The organism is Nitratiruptor tergarcus DSM 16512 (assembly GCF_027946175.1).
GTDB lineage: Bacteria > Campylobacterota > Campylobacteria > Campylobacterales > Nitratiruptoraceae > Nitratiruptor > Nitratiruptor tergarcus.
The window spans coordinates 415,564-437,589 of sequence record NZ_AP026671.1; the positions used below are offsets into that span (position 1 = coordinate 415,564).

The following is a 22,026-nucleotide window of genomic DNA, read 5'->3' on the forward strand; positions in this document are numbered from 1 at the left end:
TGTATCTCCCAAAAAGGAGGCTCAGATGATCTTCAAAAAAGAGTATCGCAACATCTATCTCGTCTCAGCGATTTTGGCTGCTTTTGTGCTCTTTATGATTGTGACTACTTACTGGGTTATCAAAGATGTAACTAGCAAACGCTCCTGTGTTAAGACCTGCTATGGTGAAAAAATGTTAAAATTAGAGCAAAAAAAGGGTATAGTTGGCACAGCGGGAGGTACGCTATCAGGATAGAGATTTTTCGATCTCCTATACAATAGAAGGGGAGGGTGAAGCTGCTATTATCCTGCATGGATGGGGCAGTAACAAAGAGATTATGCAAAGTGCCTTTAAAGGGTGCGATGAGTTTAGAAAGATCTATATAGATCTTCCTGGTTTTGGGAAGAGTTCTAATGATTATATTCTTACAACTGCAGATTATGCACAAATAGTAGAAATCTTTTTAGATTCATTAAATATCCCGAAAAATATCGTTATTGGACACTCTTTTGGTGGTAAAGTGGCAACACTTTTAAAGCCAAAAATGCTTGTGCTATTAAGCAGTGCTGGTATTGTAGAGCCAAAACCGCTGTATATACGCGCTAAAATTGCTCTTTTTAAACTTCTTAAACCCTTTGGAATAGGAAAATTGCGCAATCTTTTCGTTGCACAGGATGCAAAAGGAATGAGTCAAAATATGTATGAAACTTTTAAAAATGTTGTCAATGAAGATTTTCGATCCTCTTTTGCTTCTTTTAATGGGAAAGCTCTCATTTTTTGGGGGAAAGATGATAAGGCAACCTCGCTGCAAAGTGGAAAAGAGATTGCAAAATTAATAAAAAACAGCTCTTTTTACCCGCTACAAGGCGACCACTACTTTTTTTTACACCAAGCCCCATTTATCTGCCAAACAATAAAGGAAGAGTATGAAAAATTGTAGATGTATCGTTAAAGGGAGAGTGCAAGGAGTCTGGTTTCGCAGATTTACACAAAATATTGCTAATGAGCTTGGAATTAGTGGATGGGTAAGAAATCTTCCTGATGGAAGCGTAGAGGTAGAAGCAAGCGTGCCAGATGAGGTATATGAAGAGTTTTTGCAAGCACTCCATGAAGGACCCCCTTTGGCACGTGTTGATGAGGTAGTAGTTGAAGAGATAGAGCGCAGTTACAGTGGCGCATTTGAGGTTCGCAGATGAGTTGGATTCATCTCTTTGGCCATATCCTTTTTGTTCTGCTATTGGGTTACTATCTTATTACCAATCTGCAATGGTACAACTACAAACTTTCTCGTATTCTCTTGCATCACCATGCACCTTACCAGCATATCCTCTTTTTTTTGCTACCACTTTTTGGGTATCTTGCTTTACGTGAATGGGTATTGGCTCTCGATCTTGTCTATGGTGCAGTATTCTATTTTTGGCAAAGAAAACTGGATAAAAAACTTGTTTTTACTTCTCGCGTAAAGCGCTTTTTTGTATTGCTTTTTCTTTTTACCCTTGTTTTAGATATGCTTTTTATGATTAAAGGTATAAAGCTCTACAGCACACTTTTGCCTCTAGCTGTGACTCTTTTGGTATCAAATATCATCGAAAAATATCTTTTTATGATTTTTTATAAAGAGGCAAAAAAGAAACTAAAAAAGATCGATCCAATCATTGTGGCTATTACTGCAAGTTACGGAAAAACAAGTATAAAAAATTTCTTGACACAAATTTTACAAGATAATTACCGCGTCTATAAAACACCAAGAAGTGTCAATACACTTGCAGGGATAATGAAAGATATTAATGAGTCGCTACCAGAAGATACACAGATTTATATCGTAGAGGCGGGAGCAAGGGAGCGGGGCGATATCGCTTCTATTGCAAAACTAATAGAGCATCAGTATGCGATAATTGGAAAGATCGGCGAGCAGCACATTGAGTATTTTCAATCTCTTGAAAATATTATACTTACAAAACTAGAAATTTTACTCTCAAAAAGACTTAAAAAGGCTTTTATTTGGGATGGTTTAGAGATAAAAGATGATGAAAAGTTTGTAAAATATGGAAAAAATATCAAAAATATTCAAGCAGATCTTGAAGGCGTGAGCTGGGGTGTAGAACTTGATGGAAAAGAGTACCATTTTTTTGCTCCTGTGTTAGGTGATTTTAATGCACTCAATATCACTGCAGCTATTTTAGCAGCGCGTGAAATCGGGCTAGATATGGAAATTATTCAAAAAAGAGTACGCCATCTCAAACCAGTGGAGCATAGACTGCAAAAGATAGAAGCTGGCGGGAAGCTCATAATTGATGATAGTTTCAATGGGAATTTGGAGGGAATGGTAAGCTCTTATGAGCTTGTAAAAGGTTATCCGGGAAGAAAGGTAATAGTAACTCCCGGTATTGTTGAGAGTACTCCACAAGCCAATGAAAAATTGGCACGAAAAATTAATGAAGTTTTCGATCTTGTAATCATTACAGGAAAACTCAATAGAGAAATTTTAGACAAAGCTATTACAAAGAAGAAAATTTTACTCGATGATAAGCAGATGTTACAAAATGTATTGGCAGAGTCAACAAAGGCAGGAGATTTGATACTCTTTAGTAATGATACACCAGCTTTTATGTAAGGAAATAGATGCAAGAACTTAAAGAGTTTGGACTTGAATTTTTAGCTATTGTGGCACTTGTGTTTATTGTTGTACTTTTACAAAAGATTTTTGAGTATTACTTCAAAAGGAAGATGGGTGAATAAGATCTCCTACTATATCGATAAAATCAATACATTTTTTGGAGGGGTAAGTGCATTTTTCTCCTTTTTATTAGCCTTTTTAGTATTTTACGATGCATCGATGCGCTACCTCTTTCATGAGGGTTCCATTGCACTACAAGAGCTTGAGTGGTACTTTTTTGATCTTACTTTTTTGCTCAGTGCTGGGTATGCACTCAAACATGATAAGCATGTGAGAGTTGATATTTTTTATGAGAAGTTCTCTCCAAAAACTAAAGCTACTATCGCTTTTTTGGATAATTTACTCCTCATTGTACCTTTGGCATTGCTTATTCTTTGGTATGGGTACGGTTTTACATTGCAAAGTTTTATGCAAAACGAGGCTTCTAGTGATCCTGGAGGATTGCAACACCGCTGGATTATTAAAGCGATGATAGTTCTCTTTGCATTTTTGCTGCTTTTACAGGCAATCAGTGAAATGATAAAACATTGGAGTCATATAGATAAAAAGTGGCTTGTAGCAGTGCCCGCAGTAGGTATTGCAATTGCACTTTTACACTATCTTGATTTTTACTATTTTCTCCATCCTGCTATTTTAATGTTTGCGCTATCTCTTATTCTTTTGATGATTGGTTTTCGTGTAGCATTTGTTTTTGCAGGTGCTGCGATTGTTTTTGCACTGATTGATGCAGACTTGAGTCTGAATCTTTTTAATCTCTTTCCAATGCGCATATATGGCATTATGCAAAACTTTACGCTCATGGCAGTACCACTTTTTATTTTGATGGGGCTCATTTTAGAAAAGAGTAACATTGCAAGAAAGCTTCTAGAAAATCTTGGAGCATTGTTTGGAGAGGTGCGAGGAGGACTTGCTGTAGGAGTTGTGATAGTAGGAGCAATTTTGGCAGCTGCTACAGGTATTGTGGGTGCAAGTGTAGTGATGATGAGCGTGATTACGCTTCCAGTAATGCTTAAATATGGGTATGACAAGTCACTTGCTAGCGGAACGATAGCAGCAAGCGGGACATTGGGGCAAATAATTCCTCCCTCTATTGTATTGATTGTGTTGGGAGATGTTTTGAGTGTGAGTGTGGGAGATCTCTTCCGCAGTGCAGTTGTGCCGGGACTTTTATTGGTAGCAGTCTATATTTTTTATATTTTACTCTTTGCACTCTTCAAACCACAATCTGCACCTCCGGTAAAATTAGAGCGAAAGCCTTCACTTAAAGAGATTCTCTTCTCTTTACTTCCTGCTATACTCTTAATTGTTGCAGTACTAGGATCTATTTTTGCAGGTATTGCAACTCCTACAGAGTCTGCCGCAATGGGTGTGGTTGGTGCTTTGGTTTTGGCATTTTTCAGTGGCAGTCTCAGTTTTTCAATGCTGCGCTATGTGAGTTTAGAGACAGTTAAACTAAGTGCTATGATTTTTACCATTTTGATTGGTGCTACTGCTTTTAGTCTTGTTTTTAACGAAATTGGTGGGGAAGAGCTAGTGCATGACTTCTTTAGTTACCAAATAGGATCTCCAGAACTTTTCATTTTTATAGCAATGGCAAGTATCTTTTTGCTTGGATTTTTTATTGATTTTGTGGAGATCTGTTTTGTTGTCATACCGCTTTTTGTACCTGTAATCAAAACCTTTGGTATAGATCCAATATGGTTTGGCATACTTGTGGCTCTCAATTTACAAGCATCTTTTTTAACGCCACCATTCGGGTTTGCACTCTTTTATCTCAAAGGGAGTGCCGGTAAACTTGTAACAACAAAAGAGATCTATAGAGGTGTTTTGCCATTTATTGCTTTGCAGATTCTCATCCTTATAATTATCTATCTCTTTCCAAATCTCATAAAGGTGTTTTAATGCGCAAAATTTTGTATGCTCCTTGGCGTAGTGAGTATGTGACAGGCAAAAAAATAGAAGGGTGTGTCTTTTGTTATATTGTAGAGCATCCTAAGGAAGATGAGGAGTTGGGAGTACTTTATAGAGCCGAAAACTCTTTTGCTGTGATGAATAAGTATCCCTATTCACCAGGCCACTTTATGATAATTCCAAACCGCCATATAGATAATCTCGAAAATCTTGAAGAGGATGTATGGCTTGAAATTGCAAAACTTGCAAAAAGAGGGGTGAAACTTTTAAAAGATGTTTTGGGTGCAGAAGGGGTGAATATGGGTATGAATCTTGGTGCTGCTGCAGGAGCTGGTATTGCTGAACATATCCATCTGCATCTAGTACCGAGGTGGCAAAGAGATACAAATTTTATCACTACAATTGCCGAGACGAGAGTCTATAGCACCGATTTTTTCAAAATTTATCAAAAGCTGCGTGAATATGCAAAGGAGTACTTTGAAGGGTAGTCTGTATGAGCTGCAAAAGATGCTCGATGAGTTTATAGCGCAAAGGGAGTGGCAAAAGTATCATACACCCAAAAATCTCTCCATGAGTGTAGCGATAGAGGCAGCGGAACTCATGGAACACTTTCAATGGTGTGATAAAAGAGCTGATCAGTTTAGTAGCGAAGAAAAAGAGGAGATTGCTGAAGAGATGGCAGATGTACTGCACTATCTTTTACGTTTAGCAACTGTGCTTGAAATTGATCTCTATGAAGCCTCACGAAGGAAAATTGCTAAAAATCAAAAAAGATTTCCGATTGATAAAGCAAAAAATATGAAAAAAAGTGGATGTTAGCTATAATGACAAAAAGGAGCTACGATGTTAGAGCACTCTAATAAAACAGCCATAAATGCTGCATGGTCTTTTTTCAAAGGTAATTATGCTCTCAATTTTGCTGCTATTGCGATTTTGATAGTTCTTAATCTTTTGGGTATGATTCCTGTTATTGGGATGCTTTTTATCTTTGCATACTCAATTGTAAGTTTGGCAGTACAGATCTATTTTGGAAGGGCTGTTGCAAAAGTAAATGATCCGCAAGATCTTGCAGATATAGCCGCCCAGACAAAAATCGGTGATCTTCTCACAACCTATTTACAAACTGCAGCAGGAGCATTCTTAGGTTTTTTTCTTATCTTTTTGCTATTCTCTTTTCTCTTTGGTATAGCTATTTCAATGTCTATTGATGTAGAGCAGTTGCAAAATGGTATGATGAGTCAAGCGCAGATGATAACTATGATGAGTAGTGGAGGAGCAGTTGGATTGCTTCTTTTGGTTATTGCTGCTTTTTTCTTCTATTTTGCTCCTGGAGTATTGGGTGAGATTATTAAAACAGATGATTTTACAGAAGCTTTTAAGAAGAGCTTTTGGATATTTTCGCCTAGCTTTTGGAAACGCTGTTTTAACAAAGAGTATTTTGTTTTGATATTTATATGGTCACTTATTTTGATTGGTGTTGGTATTGTAATGGTATTGATGGCAAGTTCTATTATTTTACTTCCTGTTGTACTTGTCATAGCTTACATTGTCAGTCTTTATAATGCAGCTATCTATGTATTTGCTGCAGATTTAGCCAAGGAATGATTTGAGGCGTTTAACGCCTTGCTCCATCTGCTCGATAGATTTGGTGTACGCAAATCTTACAAACTTTTGGGTATTGTTATAGCCAAAGTCTATACCGGGTGTGATTGCAACATGTGTTTTTTGTAAGAGATCATGAGCAAAATGGAGTGCATTATCGCTATATTTACTTATATCAGCCCAGATATAGAAGGCTCCTTGCGGCTTTTGTGGGATATAGAAAAGTTTGGAAAGTTCTTGGTATAAATAGTCTCTCCTTTTACGATATGTCAATGTAACGGATGCAAGATACTCCTCATCAAAAGCTTCCAATGCTGCATATTGGCTCAGTGTCGGTGCAGCTATAAAGATATTTTGCGCAATTTCTACTGCTTTTTTGCGCAATTTTGATGGAACAATTATCCAGCCTATTCTCATCCCTGGCATGCAAAAATATTTTGAAAATCCATTTATGACAATAGCTTCTTCATTGAAAGCAAGAGCAGTTGTAGTGTTTGCATCGTATATGAGGCCATGATAGAGCTCGTCACTAATAAGTATAATATTTTTGTGTAAGCAGTATGTGCAAAGATCTTTCAAGAGATCTATTTCATAAACATTGCCACTAGGATTTGCTGGATTGGAGATTTGCAGTGCATGAGGTCTATTTTTGTGTAGATGCTCTGGTGTGATGCAGTAGCTTGTTAAACTATCAACAGGGATAAATCTTGGCTCTATTCCTAGAATGTAGGCAAAATTTTTATAAGAAGGATAGCCTGGATCGCTAAATGCCAAAGAGTTACCAAAATCGAGCGTCAATGCATATGCAAGCATAAATGCTCCGCTGGTTCCAGGAGTGATGAGAATATTTTCAGGATTAATGAAGACGCTGTATCTTTTTTGATAAAAATCTGCAATTTTTTGACGAAGTGCAGGCAACCCTTCAGAAATAGTATAAGAAAATCGATAATTATCCAGTGCACATTTTGCAGCCTCTACTACACCAGGTGGTGGAGGAAGATCTGGTTCGCCTATTTCAAAATGGATGGCATCTTTATATTTTGATGCCTCTTTGGCAATTGCCATGACCATAAAAGGTGTGAGATTTTTTACTCTTTGCATATTTTTTCCTTTATGAAATTATAGAAAAAGGGAGCTTAAATGAGTGTATTAATGGAGATTGCAATGTTTCCAACAGATGTAGGAGAGAGCAAAAGCAAGTATGTAGCTGAGGTATTAAAGGTGATTGAGGAGAGTGGACTTCCTTATCAACTTACTCCTATGGCTACTATTGTAGAGGGTAAGAGTGTTGAGGAAGTAATAAATCTTATTCCACAGATGTATGCAGCATTAGAGAAAATGGGTGTTGGAAGAGTCTATAGTGTTGTGAAGTTTGATATTCGACCTGACAAAGAGAATCGTTTACAACAAAAGATTGAGTCTGTACAAAAACATCTTTCTCAAGGATAGTTAATATGTAAGGAATAGTAATGAAAAAATTGCTTGTATCTCTAGTTATTGTATTGATGTTTAGTGGTTGTGGCATTGGCTCAATTGTGGCAGCACCTTTTAAAGTAACAGGTGCTGTGGTAAATATAGTTGCGCCACAAGCTGTAGGAAATACCATTGCAGGAGTGGGTGATGTAGCTGAAGATGCTATTCCTTTTTGAGATGTGAAATCGCATACTGGCAGGCGTTAAGGTAGCTGGTGTTGTTGGCGAGATTTCTATAGGCTATATCAAATGCGGTACCGTGGTCTACTGATGTACGTAAAATTGGTAAATTGAGGCTTACATTGATGCTCTCATCAAAATAGAGCGCTTTGAGTGGTGCGAGTCCTTGATCATGATACATCGCTACAATATGTGTGAGATTTTTGCGAAAATTTGGTGTGAAGGCAATATCTGGAACAACTGGACCAAAGAAGATCTTTGTACTCAAAGCTTTATTTGCATCTTTTATCGCTTGCGTGATAATTTTTTCTTCATCTCCTAAAACGCCATTATCACCGGCATGAGGATTGAGCCCAAGGACTGCAATAGGTAATGCAGGCTGAGTCTCTTTGTAAAGTGTTACAAGAAATTTTTTTAGTTTCTTTGTTTTAATTTCTTTTGGTACTTTTTTGAGTGGAATATGCTCAGTAAAGAGGGCTACAAAGAGTTTTTCGCACCCAAGCATCATAATAGCATCTTTTTTGAAGCGTTTGCGGAGGTAGTCAGTATGCCCTTTATATGCTATGCTAGCTTTTTTCCAGGCTTCCTTATTAATAGGAAGTGTGACAAGGGCATCACAAATACCGCTATATGTAAATTCTACAGCTTTTTGGAAAGAGCGGAAACTATACTGACCACTTTTTTTGCTAACTTTTCCAGGTTTTATTGTAAAATTACCATCAATATATTCTACTTCCATATCTTTTGGCAAAGAGAGTCCAAGTAAATCCGCAGCTTGTTCGAGCATATCTTTGTTAGTAAAATAGAGAGGCTGGCACCACTTTTTTATCTCATCATGAGATTTTATCGCAATTTCAGCCCCAATGCCATTGAGATCTCCTATACTAATTGCAATTACGGGTTTCACGTAAAAGCTCCTTCATTTGTGAAACTGCTTGCTCAAAACCAACCCAGATACTTCTTGCGATAATGCTTTGGCCTATGTTAAGTTCTACGATTTGTGGAATTTGAGCTATACGGATGACATTTTGGTAATTAAGTCCATGCCCTGCAGCAACGAGAAGGCCTGCCTTTGAGGCATAAATAGCTGAGTTTTCTAGATCTCCTATCGCTTTTGCAAGTCTTTCTTGAAGTTCAGAGCGAGGGAGTTCAAGATTTTTAATGGAATGGGGGGTAGAGCGAAGATTACTGTAAAGCATTGCATATATATTTGCATATTCTCCCGTGTGAAGTTCTACCATATCTGCACCTGTATCGGCACATGCAGCAATTATCTCAAAATCGGGATCGATAAAGAGTGATACATCTATTTCATGATTTTTCAACTTTTCTACTACTTGGAGGATTTTATCAAAATTACTTATGACATCAAGCCCCCCTTCAGTTGTAACCTCTTCGCGTTTTTCAGGAACAAGTGTTGCACGGTGAGGTTTTAAGGCGCAGACAATCTCGATAATCTCTTCGTCGATACTGCATTCCATATTGAGAGGCAAAGGAGAAAGCTGTGCAATTTTTTTTGCGTCATTGTCATTAATATGGCGTCTATCTTCACGCAGATGAATTGTTATTTGATCTGCGCCTGCTCTTTTCGCAACTCCCAAAGCCTCTATGGGGTCGGGATCATTGATGCGTCTTGCTTCTCGTAGCACTGCGATATGATCGATATTGACTCCTAGTTTCATTGGCTTCTCCTTGCATAAAAATCTTTTTTAAATGTAGCATAATCTCCTTGAATTATGGCTTCTCTTGCATCTTTGGTAAGTTGCAAATAGTAGTGAAGATTGTGAATGGAAGCAAGACGGTAATATGTTAACTCTTTAGCGCGAAAGAGGTGATTGAGATAGCCTCTAGAGTAGTTTTGGCAAGTATAGCATGAGCAGTTTTCATCAATTGGGCGATGATCTTTTTTAAAGCGTGCTGCTTTGATATTGAGTCTGCCAAAAGTAGTAAAGATCGTACCATTGCGTGCATTTCTCGTTGGCATAACACAATCAAACATATCTATACCTCGATCAATAGCTTCAACTATATCTTCTGGTGTTCCTACGCCCATGAGATAGCGAGGTTTATTGGCTGGCATAAACTGTGTTGTCCAGGCCACTGTATCGTACATTGCTTGGCTCTCTTCTCCTACACTAAGACCCCCAATGGCAAATCCATCAAAATCGAGTGCTGTAAGCTCTTGTGCACTTTGGCGGCGAAAAGCAGGATCTACACCTCCCTGTATGATTGCAAAGATATTTTGCGTTCTTCCAATACCTCGCTCTTGCATCTTTTTGTGGTAGGTAATGGATGCTTTTGCCCATTTTGTTGTTCGTACTACAGAGAGTTTGAGACGCTCTTTTGTAGCTGGCAAAGCTATAAGATCATCGAGGATCATCATAATATCACTACCAAGGTTATATTGAATATCGAGAACCTTTTGGGGGGTAAAGAAGTGGCGTGAGCCATCAATATGGCTTTGAAACTCTATTCCTTCATCATTTGCTTTGCTTATATCACTCAAACTAAATGCTTGGAACCCTCCGCTATCAGTGAGGAAGCTGCGATTATACTTCGTAAAACCGTGGAGTCCTCCAAACTCTTTGACTATTTCATCTCCCGGACGTAAATAGAGATGGTAAGTATTTGCAAGAATTATGTGTGTATCAAGTAGATCTATGAGATCTCTTGTATCGAGGGCTTTTACGCTTGCAGCGGTTCCCACAGGCATAAATACAGGGGTTTTTATGGTAGAATGATATGTTTTAATTGTAGTGGCACGTGCGTTTCCACACGTTGCATCGAGCGTAAATTCCACAAATATCCTTTAAAGGCAATATGTGCAAGTTGATGTTTTGATTTTGGCTGACGGTATTGTAGCAAAACACCTCTTACAAAGAATTGTCAAAAACTATGTAACAACCAATAGATATCATGTTGTCTATATGGATGATAGTATAAAACCAGATATAGATAATGAAAATTTTCTCTTTTATAAATTGGATCCAACCTCTTTTGTAAAACTTTCACAACTTTTTAAAAGAAGATTCACAGAAGTTGTTATAGTCCTTGCAAATAAGATTGATACTCTTGCATCATTTGAGAATGTACGTAAACTCGATCCCAATGTTACAACAGTCATATTAGATAGATGGGATTTGCAGATTGAAGGGAAGAATTTTATCAGGCTTGATGCCAATGAGATTCTTGCAAATAGAGTTGTAGATCACTTGCCAAATGTTCCAGTCATTGCCCAAAATGTAGGTTTGGGTGAAGGTGAAATAATGGAGGTGTTGGTTCCATTTGGCAGTGCTTATGTCTATCGCCATGTGGGATCTATAGAGCAAAAAAATTGGAAAATTGCAGCAATTTATCGCAATAACAAACTCATACTCCCAACACCTGATCTTATGATCTATCCAAACGATCTTTTGCTGCTTATTGGCGAGCCATCAGTTTTGAAAGAGGTCTTCAAATCGATAAAGAGAGAAGTGGGGCAGTTTCCTATGCCGTTTGGTCTCAACTCCTATCTCTTTATCGATATGGAGGCACTGAGTACAAAAAGTCTGCGTCACATGGTGCTTGGAGCAATTTATGTCCATAAACGTTTTAAAGATAAAAAACTTATTATTCGTATCATTAACCCAAATGATTTGGAGTTTTTGGATTTTATACGCAAGTATGATAGTGAAGATGTAGAAGTAATCATAGATTATTATGGTAAAGAGATTTTTACACTTATGAAAAAAGATATAAAATCGTTTAGAGTTGGGCTCTTTATCACGCATGCTTTTTTATTTGAAAAGAGTAATTTTAGAAAGTTTCTCTACACACTCTCTATTCCTGTTTTGGCTCTATCTGATAAGTCGATGGATAATCTTAAAGAGGTGGGACTCATTCTTAGCAAAAACTCAAATGTAGAAAAAATTTCATCAATCGTTTTTGATATTGCGATACAGCTCAAACTCTCTTTGAAACTCTTTCAATACAGCGAAGAAGAGAAAAATGAAAAAGTGATAGAGCATTTTGAAAATCTCGCTACTATTTTTTCTAAGCCAATAATTATTAAAAAGAGTAAAACAAATCCTATACGAGAAATTATCCAAAACGAAAATAATATTTTAATGGTCTATCCATTTAGTAAAAAAGTAGCTGATGCTAAAATATGGAATATATTTTGTACCGATCCCGAAGCTCTTTTTTATAGACTCAATCAGTATCCTCAAATTTTTATTCCAACCTCATAAAACTCTTAACAACTTTTCTCTATAATTAAAGAAAAAGTTGAGGTATTGCATGCAAGTAGATATTTCATTGAAAAAGATAGAAGATAGAAGTTATACCATTTTTATTGAGCCTATTGAAAAGATTAGAAATCTCTCAAAAGCAGTAATAGTAACCAATCCAAAAGTTGCGGGACTCCATTTGGGCTATCTGCTTCCAAAAATTGAAGCAAGCGAGCTCTATATTGTAACGCTGCCAGATGGCGAAGATTACAAAAATGAGCAGGCGTTAAACTATCTACTTGAGAGACTTTTTGATCATAAAATTGATAGAAAATCGACGCTTATCGCTTTTGGTGGGGGTGTTATAGGAGATATGACAGGATTTGCTGCTGCGATATATCAAAGGGGAATCGATTTTATACAGATCCCTACCACATTACTTAGCCAAGTAGATGCAAGTGTTGGTGGGAAAACAGGTATTAATAACCGTTTTGGTAAAAATCTAATAGGAGCGTTTCATCAACCAAAAGCAGTCTATATAGATACACATTTTCTTACTACCCTTCCTCAAAGAGAGTTTGCAGCAGGTGTTGCAGAAATTGTAAAGATGGCGGTGGTTTTTGATAAAGAGTTTTTTGCTTGGTTAGAAGAGCACGATTTGTATGAGGAAGAGCATCTCAAATATGCAATTAAGCGATCTGTAGAGCTCAAAGCTGCAATTGTTGCTAAAGATGAGCGAGAAGGGGGTATGCGAGCAAGCCTCAATTATGGTCATACATTTGCACACGTTATTGAGAATGAGACAAATTATAAACGATTTTTACATGGTGAAGCGGTTGCAATTGGGATGGTGATGGCTAATGAGCTTGCAAAACTAATGGATCTCATGAGTCAAGAAGATGCTCAAAGAGTTAAAACTCTTCTTGAAAAATATAACCTTCCTACATGCTATGAAATCAAAGATGTTGATAGTTTTTATGAGCACTTTTTTCTTGATAAAAAGACGCAAGCAGACAAAATCAAGTTTGTTTTGCCAAGAGGAGTTGGAGACTTTGTGATAACAGACAGCGTACCAAAAGAGAGAGTTTTTGAGGCACTTAAAAGGTTTACTCGATGCTAAAGTATCTTTTACTATTTCTTTTGCAAGTGCACCTTCTCTTTGCTGGGCAGAGTGTTAAACATGAGACAAATACTACGCTACAAAATGAGCAAGTAAATCAACAAGAAATAGCAGATTATGAGCAGAAACTAAAAAATCTCAAAAGTGAATTTAAAGAAAATATATGGATTAAAAAATATGAGAACTATAAAACGTACTTCAAAATAAAAAAACAACTAGATGTAGTAGAAAAACAGCTCAAAAGAGCAAAAAGATATAGAAAGAAAGAACTTATAAAAGAGCTACAGAGTAAAAAAGAGACGTTGCAAAATCAGTTAGAGCTTCTGAAGGAGTATCAAGAATCCCCTTTTTTGGAACTTCTCAAACCCCAAGAGATCCCAAAAGCTCCTGTCATAAAAAATCCCTTCAATTTGATAACAGCATTTTCATATATCAAGCAGCTTAATAGTTCAAAGGAGTATTACAAGCAAAAGCTCAAAGACATGGAGGCTGCGTTAGAGCTTTTAATAAAAAAATATGAGATTATTGCAAAACTTGCCGAGCTTACTAAAAATCAAAAATATATAAATGAAAAAAAGGAGCTACAAAAAGAGATTGCTGATTTTCAAGATTCTTTGCATATAGCAAAAGAGACACTTTCGGTTTATACAAGAAAAATTGAGGAAAATATTCTTAAAATTACTGAGGAGATTAAACTCCAAACAGAAAAAGCAGCATATATAGCTGCAATCATTATTGGTCTTTTACTTCTAAGTCTCATACTCAAATGGATAATTGCACGCTATATTCAAGATAATCAGCGTGCATATATGGCAAATAAGATTATCAATTTTAATCTAGCGATTCTTATAATCTTAATTTTACTCTTTGCTTACATAGAAAATGTGAACTATCTTGTAACCATTTTAGGTTTTGCTTCAGCTGGTATCGCGATTGCAATGAAAGATATGTTTATGAGTCTTCTTGGATGGATGGTTATAGTTTTAGGAGGCTCTATTCATGTAGGAGATCGCATTAAAGTGACAAAAGAGGGAAGAGATTTTGTTGGTGATGTAATTGATATTTCTTTACTTCGAATTACAATATTAGAAGATGTGACACTTACAAGTTATCTTCATAATATTCGTTCAGGTAGAATTATTTTTATTCCTAACAACTATGTATTTACAGATTTAATTGCTAACTATACACATATGGGACTTAAAACTGTATGGGATAATATTAATTTTAATATCACTTTTGATTCAAATCATAAGAAAGCAGCCCATATCGCCAAAGAAGTTGCAAGAAAATATGCTAAAGGATATACAGATATAGCAAGAAAACAGCTTAATAAACTTCGCAGTACCTATCATCTCAAAAATACAAATGTTGATGTGAGAGTCTATACCTTTGCGGAGGAGTATGGGATACGCGTGAGTCTATGGTATATGACAAACTCTTATGCTACATTGACTCTGCGTAGTACCATCTCAGCTGAGATTATTGATACCTATCTTAAAGAGCCTGACATTATCCTTACATATCCTGCACAAAAAGTTCTCTTGACAAAAGAGGATTTTAGTGCTAAAACCCTTCCAAAAAATATAAAAGAGGAAGAGGTGTGAAAGTCTACTTTAAGACATTTGGATGTAGGACGAATCTCTTTGATACGCAAGTAATGATGAGCTCACTAAGAGATTTTACACTCACGCAAAATGAAGAGGATGCTGATATTGTTGTTGTGAACTCTTGCACTGTGACAAATGGAGCTGATGGGAGTGTGAGAAACTATATCAATCGGCTCAATCGTAGTGGCAAAAAGATCTATCTTACAGGATGTGGAGCTTTTACAAAAGGCGAAGATCTTTTTAAAACAAAAAAAGTAATTGGTGTCTTTGGACATTCAGAAAAGACAAAGATAAATGAGCTACTCAAAAAAGAGCACTTCTTTGTGCTCGGTGATTTAGAAAGCGTTGATAAAGCAATTGTCAGTGAATTTGTAGGAAAGAGCAGGGCATTTATCAAAATTCAAGAGGGGTGTGATTTTCGCTGTAGCTACTGTATTATTCCTTATGTAAGAGGAAATGCAAGAAGCATGGATGAAGAGCTTATCCTAGAGCAGATAAGACTCTTGGCAGCCAACGGATTTGGTGAATTTATCTTTACAGGTACCAATGTTGGGAGTTATGGTAAAGATAGTGGCAGTTCTTTAGCAAAACTTTTAAAGAGAGTCTCTCTCATTCGAGGTGTACGTAGAGTAAGAGTTGGTTCTATTGAGCCAGTACAGATTGATGAGGAGTTTAAAGAGATTTTAGATGAGCCATGGATGGCCAAACATCTCCATATCGCTTTGCAGCATACGAGTGATAGGATGTTAGAGTTCATGAATCGACGCAATCGCGTAGCAGAGGATTTGCCACTCTTTGAAGAGATAGCATCACACGGGTATGCAATTGGAACAGATTTTATTGTAGGGCATCCTGGGGAGAGTGAAGAGATTTTCAAAGAAGCTGTGGAAAATATAAAAAAGTTTCCTCTTACTCATATACACCTCTTTACCTACTCTAAGCGCGATGGTACTCCTGCAGCTACTATGAAAGAGCCGGTGAGAGGAGATGTTGCTAAGGGACGGTATAAAGTTATTAAAGAGATTATTGAGGAGAAAAATAGAGATTTTCGTATGAAAAAATTGCCACTGCAAGTGCTCATAGAGAGTAAAAAGGGTGATTACTATTTTGGACATGATCAATTTTTTAATCCAGTTTTTGTCCAAAGTGAGCTTGATTTAGAGGGAAACTGGATAGAGTTGTATGATTATGAAGTCAAAAAAGAGGGGAATTTTGCAAAATTTTAGAAAAAAATTGTTCATAACACTCTTTTCTTTTTTTATTCTACTCCTTTTACTCGCTCTATTTGTTTATAAGTATGAAAGAGCATCTACTATCGATTATGCAACATACAAGACCCTTTTACAAAATAAGATGATCGATGAAGCAAAGGTAGGTGATCGCTATGTCTATATTAAAAGCGGGGGGAGTGAATTTAAACTACCAAAAGAGGCAGTAGATCTTAAAGAGCTTTATAAGATTGCTCCTGTACGAAGTGAGGATGTTGATTCACAAACGCTCATTGATATTTTTATGCTCGTAATTCTTGGGTTTTTTATTGGATTTATAATCTTTTACTTGCGACGTCAACAGCGTGAGCCAATTCCTCTCAAGCATGAGATTCAAATTGCGCCAATGGAGCAGCCCGAAGAGTTTAAATCAAAAATAGTACCACAAGTGAGCGATGTAACTTTTAACGATGTTGCGGGTATTGATGAGGTCAAAGAGGAGCTTGAAGAGATTATCGATTTTTTGAAAAATCCACAAAAGTATCTCGATTTTGGTGTGCGGATGCCAAAAGGTGTCTTGCTTGTAGGCCCTCCTGGAGTGGGGAAGACGCTCATAGCAAAAGCTGTTGCAGGTGAAGCTAGTGTGCCATTTTTTTATCAAAGTGGAAGTGCTTTTGTACAGATTTATGTAGGAATGGGAGCAAAGAGGGTACGAGAGCTTTTTAAAAAAGCAAAAGAGATGGCACCTAGTATCATCTTTATCGATGAGATTGATGCAGTGGGAAAAGCACGAGGAGGACTGCGCAACGATGAGCGTGAAGCAACGCTTAATCAACTCCTTACTGAGATGGATGGATTTGAGGGTGCAGAAGGGGTTATAGTTATTGGGGCTACAAATAAGATTGAAGTGCTCGATGAAGCCCTCTTGCGCCCTGGACGATTTGATAGGCGTATTTTTGTATCGTTGCCGAATAAGGAGGAGAGAAAAAAGATTTTAGATATCTATTTACAAAAGATTCCTCACAGTGTCGATGTAGAGATTTTAGCACATATGAGTGTGGGATTTAGCGGTGCTGCCCTTGCAAGTTTTGTCAATGAAGCTGCTTTGCATGCGCTACGAAAAGGAAAAAAGATTGTTGAGCTTGAAGATTTTGAAGCAGTAAAAGAGAAAGTACTTTTTGGTAAAAAGAAGGTGCTAGCTTATAGTGAGAAAGAAAAAGAGATCCAAAGCATCTATCAAGCAGCAAAAGCGCTAGCAGCCTACTGGTATGGGATAGAGTTTGACAAGCTCTCTTTAATAGGCGGATATATCAAAGAGATAGACAAAGAGATCTTATCTAAAAGTGAATATCTTGCAAAAATTAAAGTCTATTTAGCTGGGTATGCTGCACTGCAAGTTATATATGATGAGGAGTTTTCTAATAGTGCAGGAGATCTCAAAAGTGCAAAATCTTTAGCTGAAGAGATGGTTACTGTGTATGGTATGGGCGAGCATCTCTATGCAGATATAAATGAAGCAGTTAAAATTATTGAGAGTGCATTGGGTGAACTCAAAGAGTATATACAAAATCACAAAAAACTGCTTTTAACACTTGCGCAATATCTACGAAGCAATGAAGCGATAAGCAAAGAGGATATTCAAAGACTAAGCAATGAAATACTTTAGTGGCTTTGGATTTAAAAACGAAAAAGTGCTCTTCTTGTCATATTTACAAAGAGGAGATTTTGTTGTAGCTGGTTTTAGCAAAGGTGCACAAAAAGCTGTGCAAGAAGCTCTAACAATGATAGAGCAGGGTAAGAGAGTTGATACTTTGCAACTGCTCTCTCCGGCATTTTTTAATTATCTTCCAAAAGAGCAAAAGCATAAAGAGATACTAACTTTTGTGAAAAATAAAGATGCATATCTGCACTTTTTTTACAAAAAAGCTCTCTATCCAGCAAAAGTAGACATCGAAAAGTTTACAACTGAACCAAGTTTGGGTGAGCTTAAAGAACTTCTTTTCTATGAATGGAAAGAAGAGGATTTGCAATTATTGCAAGAAAATGGAGTAACAATTGAAGTCTATCTTGGTGCTAAAGATAAGATTGTAAATGCTGACAAAGCTAAAGAGTTTTTCACTCCATTTGCACAAGTATATCTCATCAATAATGCAGGGCATCTTCTTCGATGAAAATTTTTAAAATACTCTTTTTTTGCTGTTTGCTTCTCTTTTTACTTCTATCTATTACTCCTCATGCGCAAAGCAGCTATGCAATTCATACGCAGCATTTGCAAAAAGAGGTGCTTTTCGTTGAGCATTTTGCATATATGGGAGAGAATATATTAGGTGCCTACAGTGACAAATATCGCCATATTCTAGCTTTTTTGCTTCTTGGTATACTTTTTGATTTGAGCTACTTTTTCACTGTGTATAAAAAAATAGCATTTCTTATTTCTTATGGGATCTTTATAGAATTCGTACAAGTTTTTGTACCATATAGAGAAGGGGATCTCTTTGATATAATTATCAACACATCAGCTATACTTTTTTACTTTTTTATAACAAGAGTACTCTTGAAAAACTATTTTCATAAATGGTACATGGAGTATCAAAGGAGCATAAGTGGATAAGATAAAAATTGGTGTTGTAACAGCAAGTGATAGAGCAAGTGCAGGTATTTATGAAGATATTAGTGGCAAAGCAATTATGGATACGATGCAAGAGTATCTTAAAAACGATTTTGAAATTGTTTATCGTTGTATTCCTGATGAATTGGAGGAGATTAAAAAGGCTTTGAGAGAGCTGTGCGATGAAGAGGAGTGTGCTTTAGTAGTAACTACCGGAGGAACAGGTCCCGCACCAAGAGATGTAACTCCAGAAGCTACGGAAGCTGTATGTGAAAAGATATTGCCTGGCTTTGGTGAACAGATGCGAGCTGTGAGTTTGCAGTATGTACCTACAGCGATTCTTTCACGCCAGACTGCAGGTATTAGGGGAAAGAGTCTTATCATAAATCTTCCTGGAAAACCAAAAAGTATTCGAGAGTGTCTTGATGCAGTCTTTCCAGCTGTTCCATACTGTATCGATCTTATTGGTGGTCCATATATTGAGACAAATGAGGATGTAATAAAAGCTTTTAGACCAAAGAGTAAATGATGAAAATCGTTCCAAAGTATAAAGAGTGTATGGAAAAGCTTTTACAAGAGCTTGAGAATGAGTTCATGCGCATTATAGCAAATCCAAAGCTAGATAAGAAACAAAAAAATATTCTCACAAAACCGCTTGTGACAAAAAAGCAGATTCTGCTCAATACTTTAGAGTCATTAACAATGGTAGAGAGGAGAGAGGATGAAGAGTAAACATTGGCGCCTTATTCCTATGTATCTGCTTGCAGCCTTTTTAGTGGGCTCTATTCTTTTTATTTTTGTGGCACCTATCTATATGGTCAATAAAGTACAAAGTGATGCCAAAAAACCAAAAGAGCAAAGAGAGCTTATTTATAAGCCTCATTGATCCTTTTTTTGACACTCCTCACAAATACCATACATGTTCATTTGATGTGTGATAAGTTTGAAATTCTCTTTTTTTGCTATCTCTTCTTGAAGCCTCTCTAACTCTTCATTGAAAAACTCAATAATTTTTCCACATTTGATACAAATCATGTGATCATGATGCTCTCCGCGATTGAGCTCATACTTTTTTCCTTCACTGCCAAAAGAGATAGAGCTTACAATATCCTCACTTTCTAAAAAAGAGAGGGTGCGATAGACTGTTGCCAGACCTATGGAGGTGTTTTCTTTTTTTACCTCTTGGTAGATCTCTTCTGGAGTGAGGTGGTTTTTGGCATTGAAAAGGACTTTGAGAATCTGCTCCCTTTGGGTTGAATACTTCAGTCCACGCTTTTTAACGATCGTTTTTAACTCATCAAGGTAGAGTTCAAGATCTTTTTGTTTTTCAGCACTCATGGAGAGGATTCGCCTTTAAAATTTCTAATGGAATTTCACTTCCATCGCTACATTTTCCATATTCGCCACGTTCAATTTTTGCAAGAGCTTTTTTGATCTGCTTTTTTTCTTCCATTAATCTTTTAAGAAGTGCTTTGTCACTGTCATTGAGAGTCTCTAGCTCTGCTAAATCTTCTATATCATCAATATTTTCATATGTAGCGATCTCTTCAAGTTCATTGCAAAGCATATTTATATCACTCTCTACCTTTTCGAGTCTATTTTCTAATGCTGTTTTTATTTCAAGCAATTCGTTTTGATTCATTGCCCCTCCTTTTTAGAGTAATTATAACCAAATTCAAGATATAATTTAAACAAAAAAGGATGATCTATGTATCTCTTTGCATGTGAGTCTGTCTCTGCAGGACATCCTGATAAATGCGCTGATATTATTGCAGATAGGATTGTGGATAAACTTCTCTCACTCGATCCCAATGCTCGCGTTGCTACCGAAGTTTTTGTAGTAGATAAAAATGTAATCATTGGTGGCGAAGTAAAAGTTTGTAAAAAGCTTGATAAAGATTTCTATATAGAGTGTGCAAAAGAGGCGTTAGAATATATAGGTTATCCTGAGAGTGGATTTAATCAAGAGGAGACTATCTATCCCGATTTGCTTCATTATGAAGTTTATGTACATGAGCAGTCATCAGAGATTGCTCAAGGTGTAGAGCGAAGAGAGGATTTTGGTGCTGGAGATCAAGGAATGATGGTGGGATATGCTACAGATGAGAGGGCTGATTTTATGCCCCATGCAATTATGATAGCTCGTCAAATGCGTGATATTCTCTACAACAACGCAAAACTACATCCAGATCTCTTTGGAGTTGATATCAAAACAGAGGTTGTACTTGATTATGGGACAAAGGAGAATTTTGATAAGGGGCTGTTCGAGCGCATCGATACCATTGTTGTTGCACAGTCTCATAGTCGCAAAATTGATGAAGAAGAGGTGAGAAAAAGGGTAAAAGAGCTTTTGAATAAGGGAGCTTTTGCATCATTTATTGATAGTAAAACGAAGTTTATTATTAATGGAACGGGAAGTTTTATTACCCATGGGCCTATAGCTGATTCAGGACTTACAGGAAGAAAAATAGCAGTAGATAACTATGGAGCTTACGCACCGATTGGAGGTGGAGCACAAAGCACCAAAGATTATACAAAAGTTGATAGAAGTGCCCACTATGCTGCAAGATGGCTTGCGAAACATATAGTTGCAGCTAAACTTGCAAAAAAAGCAATGGTAGAAATTGCCTATGTCATTGGACAAGCACGCCCTTTGAGCCTTATGGTAAATACATTTGGTACAGGGAAAATGAGTGATGAGAAGCTCTCGCAACTGCTATTTGAACACTTCCCCCTCACTCCTCGCTGGATTATGGAGAGATTTTCTTTGCATAAGCCTCAAGGATTTAGCTATATGGAAACAGCCGCAAAAGGACAAGTTGGCTATGAACACTATCCATGGGAGCAGCTTGATTATCTAGATTGGTTTGCTTCACTTAGCTAAATCATTATAATCTATAAGGATACCTCCATTTGCGAGGAGCTCCTCTTTTGCTTCCTCCTCTTGCATAACACCTTTGATGGCATCATTAAGTATAAAAGCTATATAGCTAAGATGGAGAGCTCCAAGAGCTGTATGTTTGACACAAAAGTCGGTTGCTACGCCACAGATAAAGACTCTTTGTATCCCTCTTTCTTGCAATAAATTATGTAAAATAGTACCTTGAAATCCTGAATATGCATCAAAATCTTCTACAGTGCCTTTAGAGATTATAAATTTATTGTCTTGAAGAATTAAAAGATCCTTTGCAAATGCAGCGCCTGCTGTATTGGCTACGCAGTGTACTGGCCATCTGCCGCCATGTGTTGTAAAGGAGAGATGATTGCTTGGATGCCAATCTCTGGTAAAAAATATTGGGAGAGATTTGTTTGAAAAGAGTTGAATATATCTGTTAATTGTTGGGATAATTTTGTCACCATCTTTAACAGGCAATGCTCCTCCTGGCATAAAATCTCTTTGCATATCCACTACAATCAATGCATCTTTGGGAGTTAGTTTAATTTTCATAG

General features: G+C 36.9%; 28 protein-coding genes. 21 read left to right on the forward strand and 7 right to left on the reverse strand.

What is annotated here, in order from left to right; genetic code table 11:
- The first annotated feature begins 25 nt into the window (after positions 1–25).
- The 8 genes from NITER_RS02255 to NITER_RS02290 all read left to right on the forward strand — a co-directional run bounded on the left by NITER_RS02255 (position 26) and on the right by NITER_RS02290 (position 6,173).
- Positions 26–235 carry a hypothetical protein gene (locus NITER_RS02255; RefSeq protein WP_084276177.1) on the forward strand — a complete coding sequence of 70 codons (210 nt, stop codon included), beginning with the start codon at positions 26–28 and terminating at the stop codon, positions 233–235.
- Positions 204–920: an alpha/beta fold hydrolase gene (locus NITER_RS02260; RefSeq protein WP_084276175.1), complete on the forward strand. Its 717-nt coding sequence runs from the start codon at positions 204–206 to the stop codon at positions 918–920. Before NITER_RS02255 ends, NITER_RS02260 begins: the two co-directional genes overlap by 32 nt.
- Positions 907–1,176, forward strand: a complete 270-nt coding sequence (locus NITER_RS02265) for an acylphosphatase (RefSeq protein WP_084276173.1) — start codon at positions 907–909, stop codon at positions 1,174–1,176. Before NITER_RS02260 ends, NITER_RS02265 begins: the two co-directional genes overlap by 14 nt.
- Positions 1,173–2,594 carry a Mur ligase family protein gene (locus tag NITER_RS02270; RefSeq protein WP_084276172.1) on the forward strand — a complete coding sequence of 474 codons (1,422 nt, stop codon included), beginning with the start codon at positions 1,173–1,175 and terminating at the stop codon, positions 2,592–2,594. Before NITER_RS02265 ends, NITER_RS02270 begins: the two co-directional genes overlap by 4 nt.
- A 117-nt stretch (positions 2,595–2,711) precedes the next feature.
- Positions 2,712–4,559, forward strand: coding sequence for a TRAP transporter large permease subunit (locus NITER_RS02275; RefSeq protein ID WP_084276170.1), 1,848 nt, complete (start codon positions 2,712–2,714; stop codon positions 4,557–4,559).
- Positions 4,559–5,056 carry an HIT family protein gene (locus tag NITER_RS02280; protein ID WP_084276168.1) on the forward strand — a complete coding sequence of 166 codons (498 nt, stop codon included), beginning with the start codon at positions 4,559–4,561 and terminating at the stop codon, positions 5,054–5,056. Before NITER_RS02275 ends, NITER_RS02280 begins: the two co-directional genes overlap by 1 nt.
- Entirely contained in the window at positions 5,046–5,387 is a 342-nt protein-coding gene (locus NITER_RS02285; RefSeq protein WP_197685326.1) for a nucleotide pyrophosphohydrolase, read from the forward strand. The genes NITER_RS02280 and NITER_RS02285 overlap by 11 nt, the downstream gene beginning before the upstream one ends.
- A gap of 24 nt (positions 5,388–5,411) precedes the next feature.
- The gene (locus NITER_RS02290) at positions 5,412–6,173 is read left to right on the forward strand and encodes a hypothetical protein (protein ID WP_084276165.1); all 762 of its coding nucleotides are present in this window, start codon (positions 5,412–5,414) and stop codon (positions 6,171–6,173) included.
- On the opposite strand, the gene NITER_RS02295 is transcribed toward NITER_RS02290, so the two are convergent.
- Positions 6,159–7,271 carry a pyridoxal phosphate-dependent aminotransferase gene (locus tag NITER_RS02295; protein WP_084276163.1) on the reverse strand — a complete coding sequence of 371 codons (1,113 nt, stop codon included), beginning with the start codon at positions 7,269–7,271 and terminating at the stop codon, positions 6,159–6,161. The genes NITER_RS02290 and NITER_RS02295 overlap by 15 nt on opposite strands.
- Positions 7,272–7,310: 39 nt before the next feature.
- Here NITER_RS02295 and NITER_RS02300 point away from each other — a divergent pair, with 39 nt between their 5' ends.
- On the forward strand, positions 7,311–7,619 hold the full coding sequence (locus NITER_RS02300; RefSeq protein ID WP_084276161.1) for an MTH1187 family thiamine-binding protein: 309 nt from the start codon (positions 7,311–7,313) through the stop codon (positions 7,617–7,619).
- Between the two features lie 20 nt (positions 7,620–7,639).
- Entirely contained in the window at positions 7,640–7,819 is a 180-nt protein-coding gene (locus tag NITER_RS02305; protein WP_084276160.1) for a DUF6726 family protein, read from the forward strand.
- On the opposite strand, the gene pdxA is transcribed toward NITER_RS02305, so the two are convergent.
- The 3 genes from pdxA to tgt are packed head-to-tail and all read right to left on the reverse strand — an operon-like array spanning position 7,806 to position 10,622.
- Entirely contained in the window at positions 7,806–8,729 is a 924-nt protein-coding gene (gene pdxA, locus NITER_RS02310; RefSeq protein ID WP_084276158.1) for a 4-hydroxythreonine-4-phosphate dehydrogenase, read from the reverse strand. The two genes, NITER_RS02305 and pdxA, sit on opposite strands and share 14 nt — an antisense overlap.
- On the reverse strand, positions 8,707–9,504 hold the full coding sequence (locus NITER_RS02315) for a pyridoxine 5'-phosphate synthase (RefSeq protein WP_084276156.1): 798 nt from the start codon (positions 9,502–9,504) through the stop codon (positions 8,707–8,709). The genes pdxA and NITER_RS02315 overlap by 23 nt, the downstream gene beginning before the upstream one ends.
- Positions 9,501–10,622 carry a tRNA guanosine(34) transglycosylase Tgt gene (gene tgt / locus NITER_RS02320; protein ID WP_084276154.1) on the reverse strand — a complete coding sequence of 374 codons (1,122 nt, stop codon included), beginning with the start codon at positions 10,620–10,622 and terminating at the stop codon, positions 9,501–9,503. The genes NITER_RS02315 and tgt overlap by 4 nt, the downstream gene beginning before the upstream one ends.
- Before the next feature lie 22 nt (positions 10,623–10,644).
- On the opposite strand from tgt, the gene NITER_RS02325 reads away from it, so the two are divergent.
- From NITER_RS02325 to NITER_RS02370, 10 genes are read left to right on the forward strand one after another with little or no spacing between them, the layout of a single operon-like run.
- Positions 10,645–12,051 carry a COG3400 family protein gene (locus NITER_RS02325; RefSeq protein WP_084276153.1) on the forward strand — a complete coding sequence of 469 codons (1,407 nt, stop codon included), beginning with the start codon at positions 10,645–10,647 and terminating at the stop codon, positions 12,049–12,051.
- Between the two features lie 49 nt (positions 12,052–12,100).
- On the forward strand, positions 12,101–13,150 hold the full coding sequence (aroB, locus tag NITER_RS02330) for a 3-dehydroquinate synthase (protein WP_084276151.1): 1,050 nt from the start codon (positions 12,101–12,103) through the stop codon (positions 13,148–13,150).
- Complete coding sequence (locus NITER_RS02335) at positions 13,144–14,757, forward strand: mechanosensitive ion channel domain-containing protein (protein ID WP_084276149.1); 1,614 nt, start codon at positions 13,144–13,146, stop codon at positions 14,755–14,757. Before aroB ends, NITER_RS02335 begins: the two co-directional genes overlap by 7 nt.
- Positions 14,754–15,986, forward strand: coding sequence for a tRNA (N(6)-L-threonylcarbamoyladenosine(37)-C(2))-methylthiotransferase MtaB (gene mtaB, locus NITER_RS02340; RefSeq protein ID WP_084276147.1), 1,233 nt, complete (start codon positions 14,754–14,756; stop codon positions 15,984–15,986). The genes NITER_RS02335 and mtaB overlap by 4 nt, the downstream gene beginning before the upstream one ends.
- The gene (locus tag NITER_RS02345) at positions 15,949–17,634 is read left to right on the forward strand and encodes an AAA family ATPase (protein ID WP_084276602.1); all 1,686 of its coding nucleotides are present in this window, start codon (positions 15,949–15,951) and stop codon (positions 17,632–17,634) included. The genes mtaB and NITER_RS02345 overlap by 38 nt, the downstream gene beginning before the upstream one ends.
- Complete coding sequence (gene bioV / locus NITER_RS02350) at positions 17,621–18,139, forward strand: pimelyl-ACP methyl ester esterase BioV (protein WP_084276145.1); 519 nt, start codon at positions 17,621–17,623, stop codon at positions 18,137–18,139. The genes NITER_RS02345 and bioV overlap by 14 nt, the downstream gene beginning before the upstream one ends.
- The gene (locus tag NITER_RS02355; RefSeq protein ID WP_084276144.1) at positions 18,136–18,579 is read left to right on the forward strand and encodes a VanZ family protein; all 444 of its coding nucleotides are present in this window, start codon (positions 18,136–18,138) and stop codon (positions 18,577–18,579) included. The genes bioV and NITER_RS02355 overlap by 4 nt, the downstream gene beginning before the upstream one ends.
- A complete protein-coding gene (gene mog, locus NITER_RS02360; RefSeq protein ID WP_084276143.1) occupies positions 18,572–19,105 on the forward strand; it encodes a molybdopterin adenylyltransferase in 534 nt (177 codons plus the stop codon). The genes NITER_RS02355 and mog overlap by 8 nt, the downstream gene beginning before the upstream one ends.
- A complete protein-coding gene (locus tag NITER_RS02365) occupies positions 19,105–19,308 on the forward strand; it encodes a hypothetical protein (protein WP_084276141.1) in 204 nt (67 codons plus the stop codon). Before mog ends, NITER_RS02365 begins: the two co-directional genes overlap by 1 nt.
- Positions 19,298–19,462, forward strand: coding sequence for a hypothetical protein (locus tag NITER_RS02370; RefSeq protein WP_159445329.1), 165 nt, complete (start codon positions 19,298–19,300; stop codon positions 19,460–19,462). Before NITER_RS02365 ends, NITER_RS02370 begins: the two co-directional genes overlap by 11 nt.
- Here the strand turns inward: NITER_RS02370 and NITER_RS02375 are convergent.
- Together NITER_RS02375 and NITER_RS02380 are read right to left on the reverse strand one after the other, a co-directional pair.
- Positions 19,456–19,914 carry a Fur family transcriptional regulator gene (locus NITER_RS02375; protein WP_084276139.1) on the reverse strand — a complete coding sequence of 153 codons (459 nt, stop codon included), beginning with the start codon at positions 19,912–19,914 and terminating at the stop codon, positions 19,456–19,458. The two genes, NITER_RS02370 and NITER_RS02375, sit on opposite strands and share 7 nt — an antisense overlap.
- Positions 19,904–20,218: a TraR/DksA family transcriptional regulator gene (locus tag NITER_RS02380; protein ID WP_084276137.1), complete on the reverse strand. Its 315-nt coding sequence runs from the start codon at positions 20,216–20,218 to the stop codon at positions 19,904–19,906. Before NITER_RS02380 ends, NITER_RS02375 begins: the two co-directional genes overlap by 11 nt.
- A gap of 66 nt (positions 20,219–20,284) precedes the next feature.
- Here NITER_RS02380 and metK point away from each other — a divergent pair, with 66 nt between their 5' ends.
- A complete protein-coding gene (metK, locus tag NITER_RS02385; RefSeq protein WP_084276135.1) occupies positions 20,285–21,460 on the forward strand; it encodes a methionine adenosyltransferase in 1,176 nt (391 codons plus the stop codon).
- Here metK and NITER_RS02390 read toward each other — a convergent pair.
- A complete protein-coding gene (locus tag NITER_RS02390) occupies positions 21,449–22,024 on the reverse strand; it encodes an isochorismatase family protein (protein ID WP_084276133.1) in 576 nt (191 codons plus the stop codon). The two genes, metK and NITER_RS02390, sit on opposite strands and share 12 nt — an antisense overlap.
- Positions 22,025–22,026: the final 2 nt, after the last annotated feature.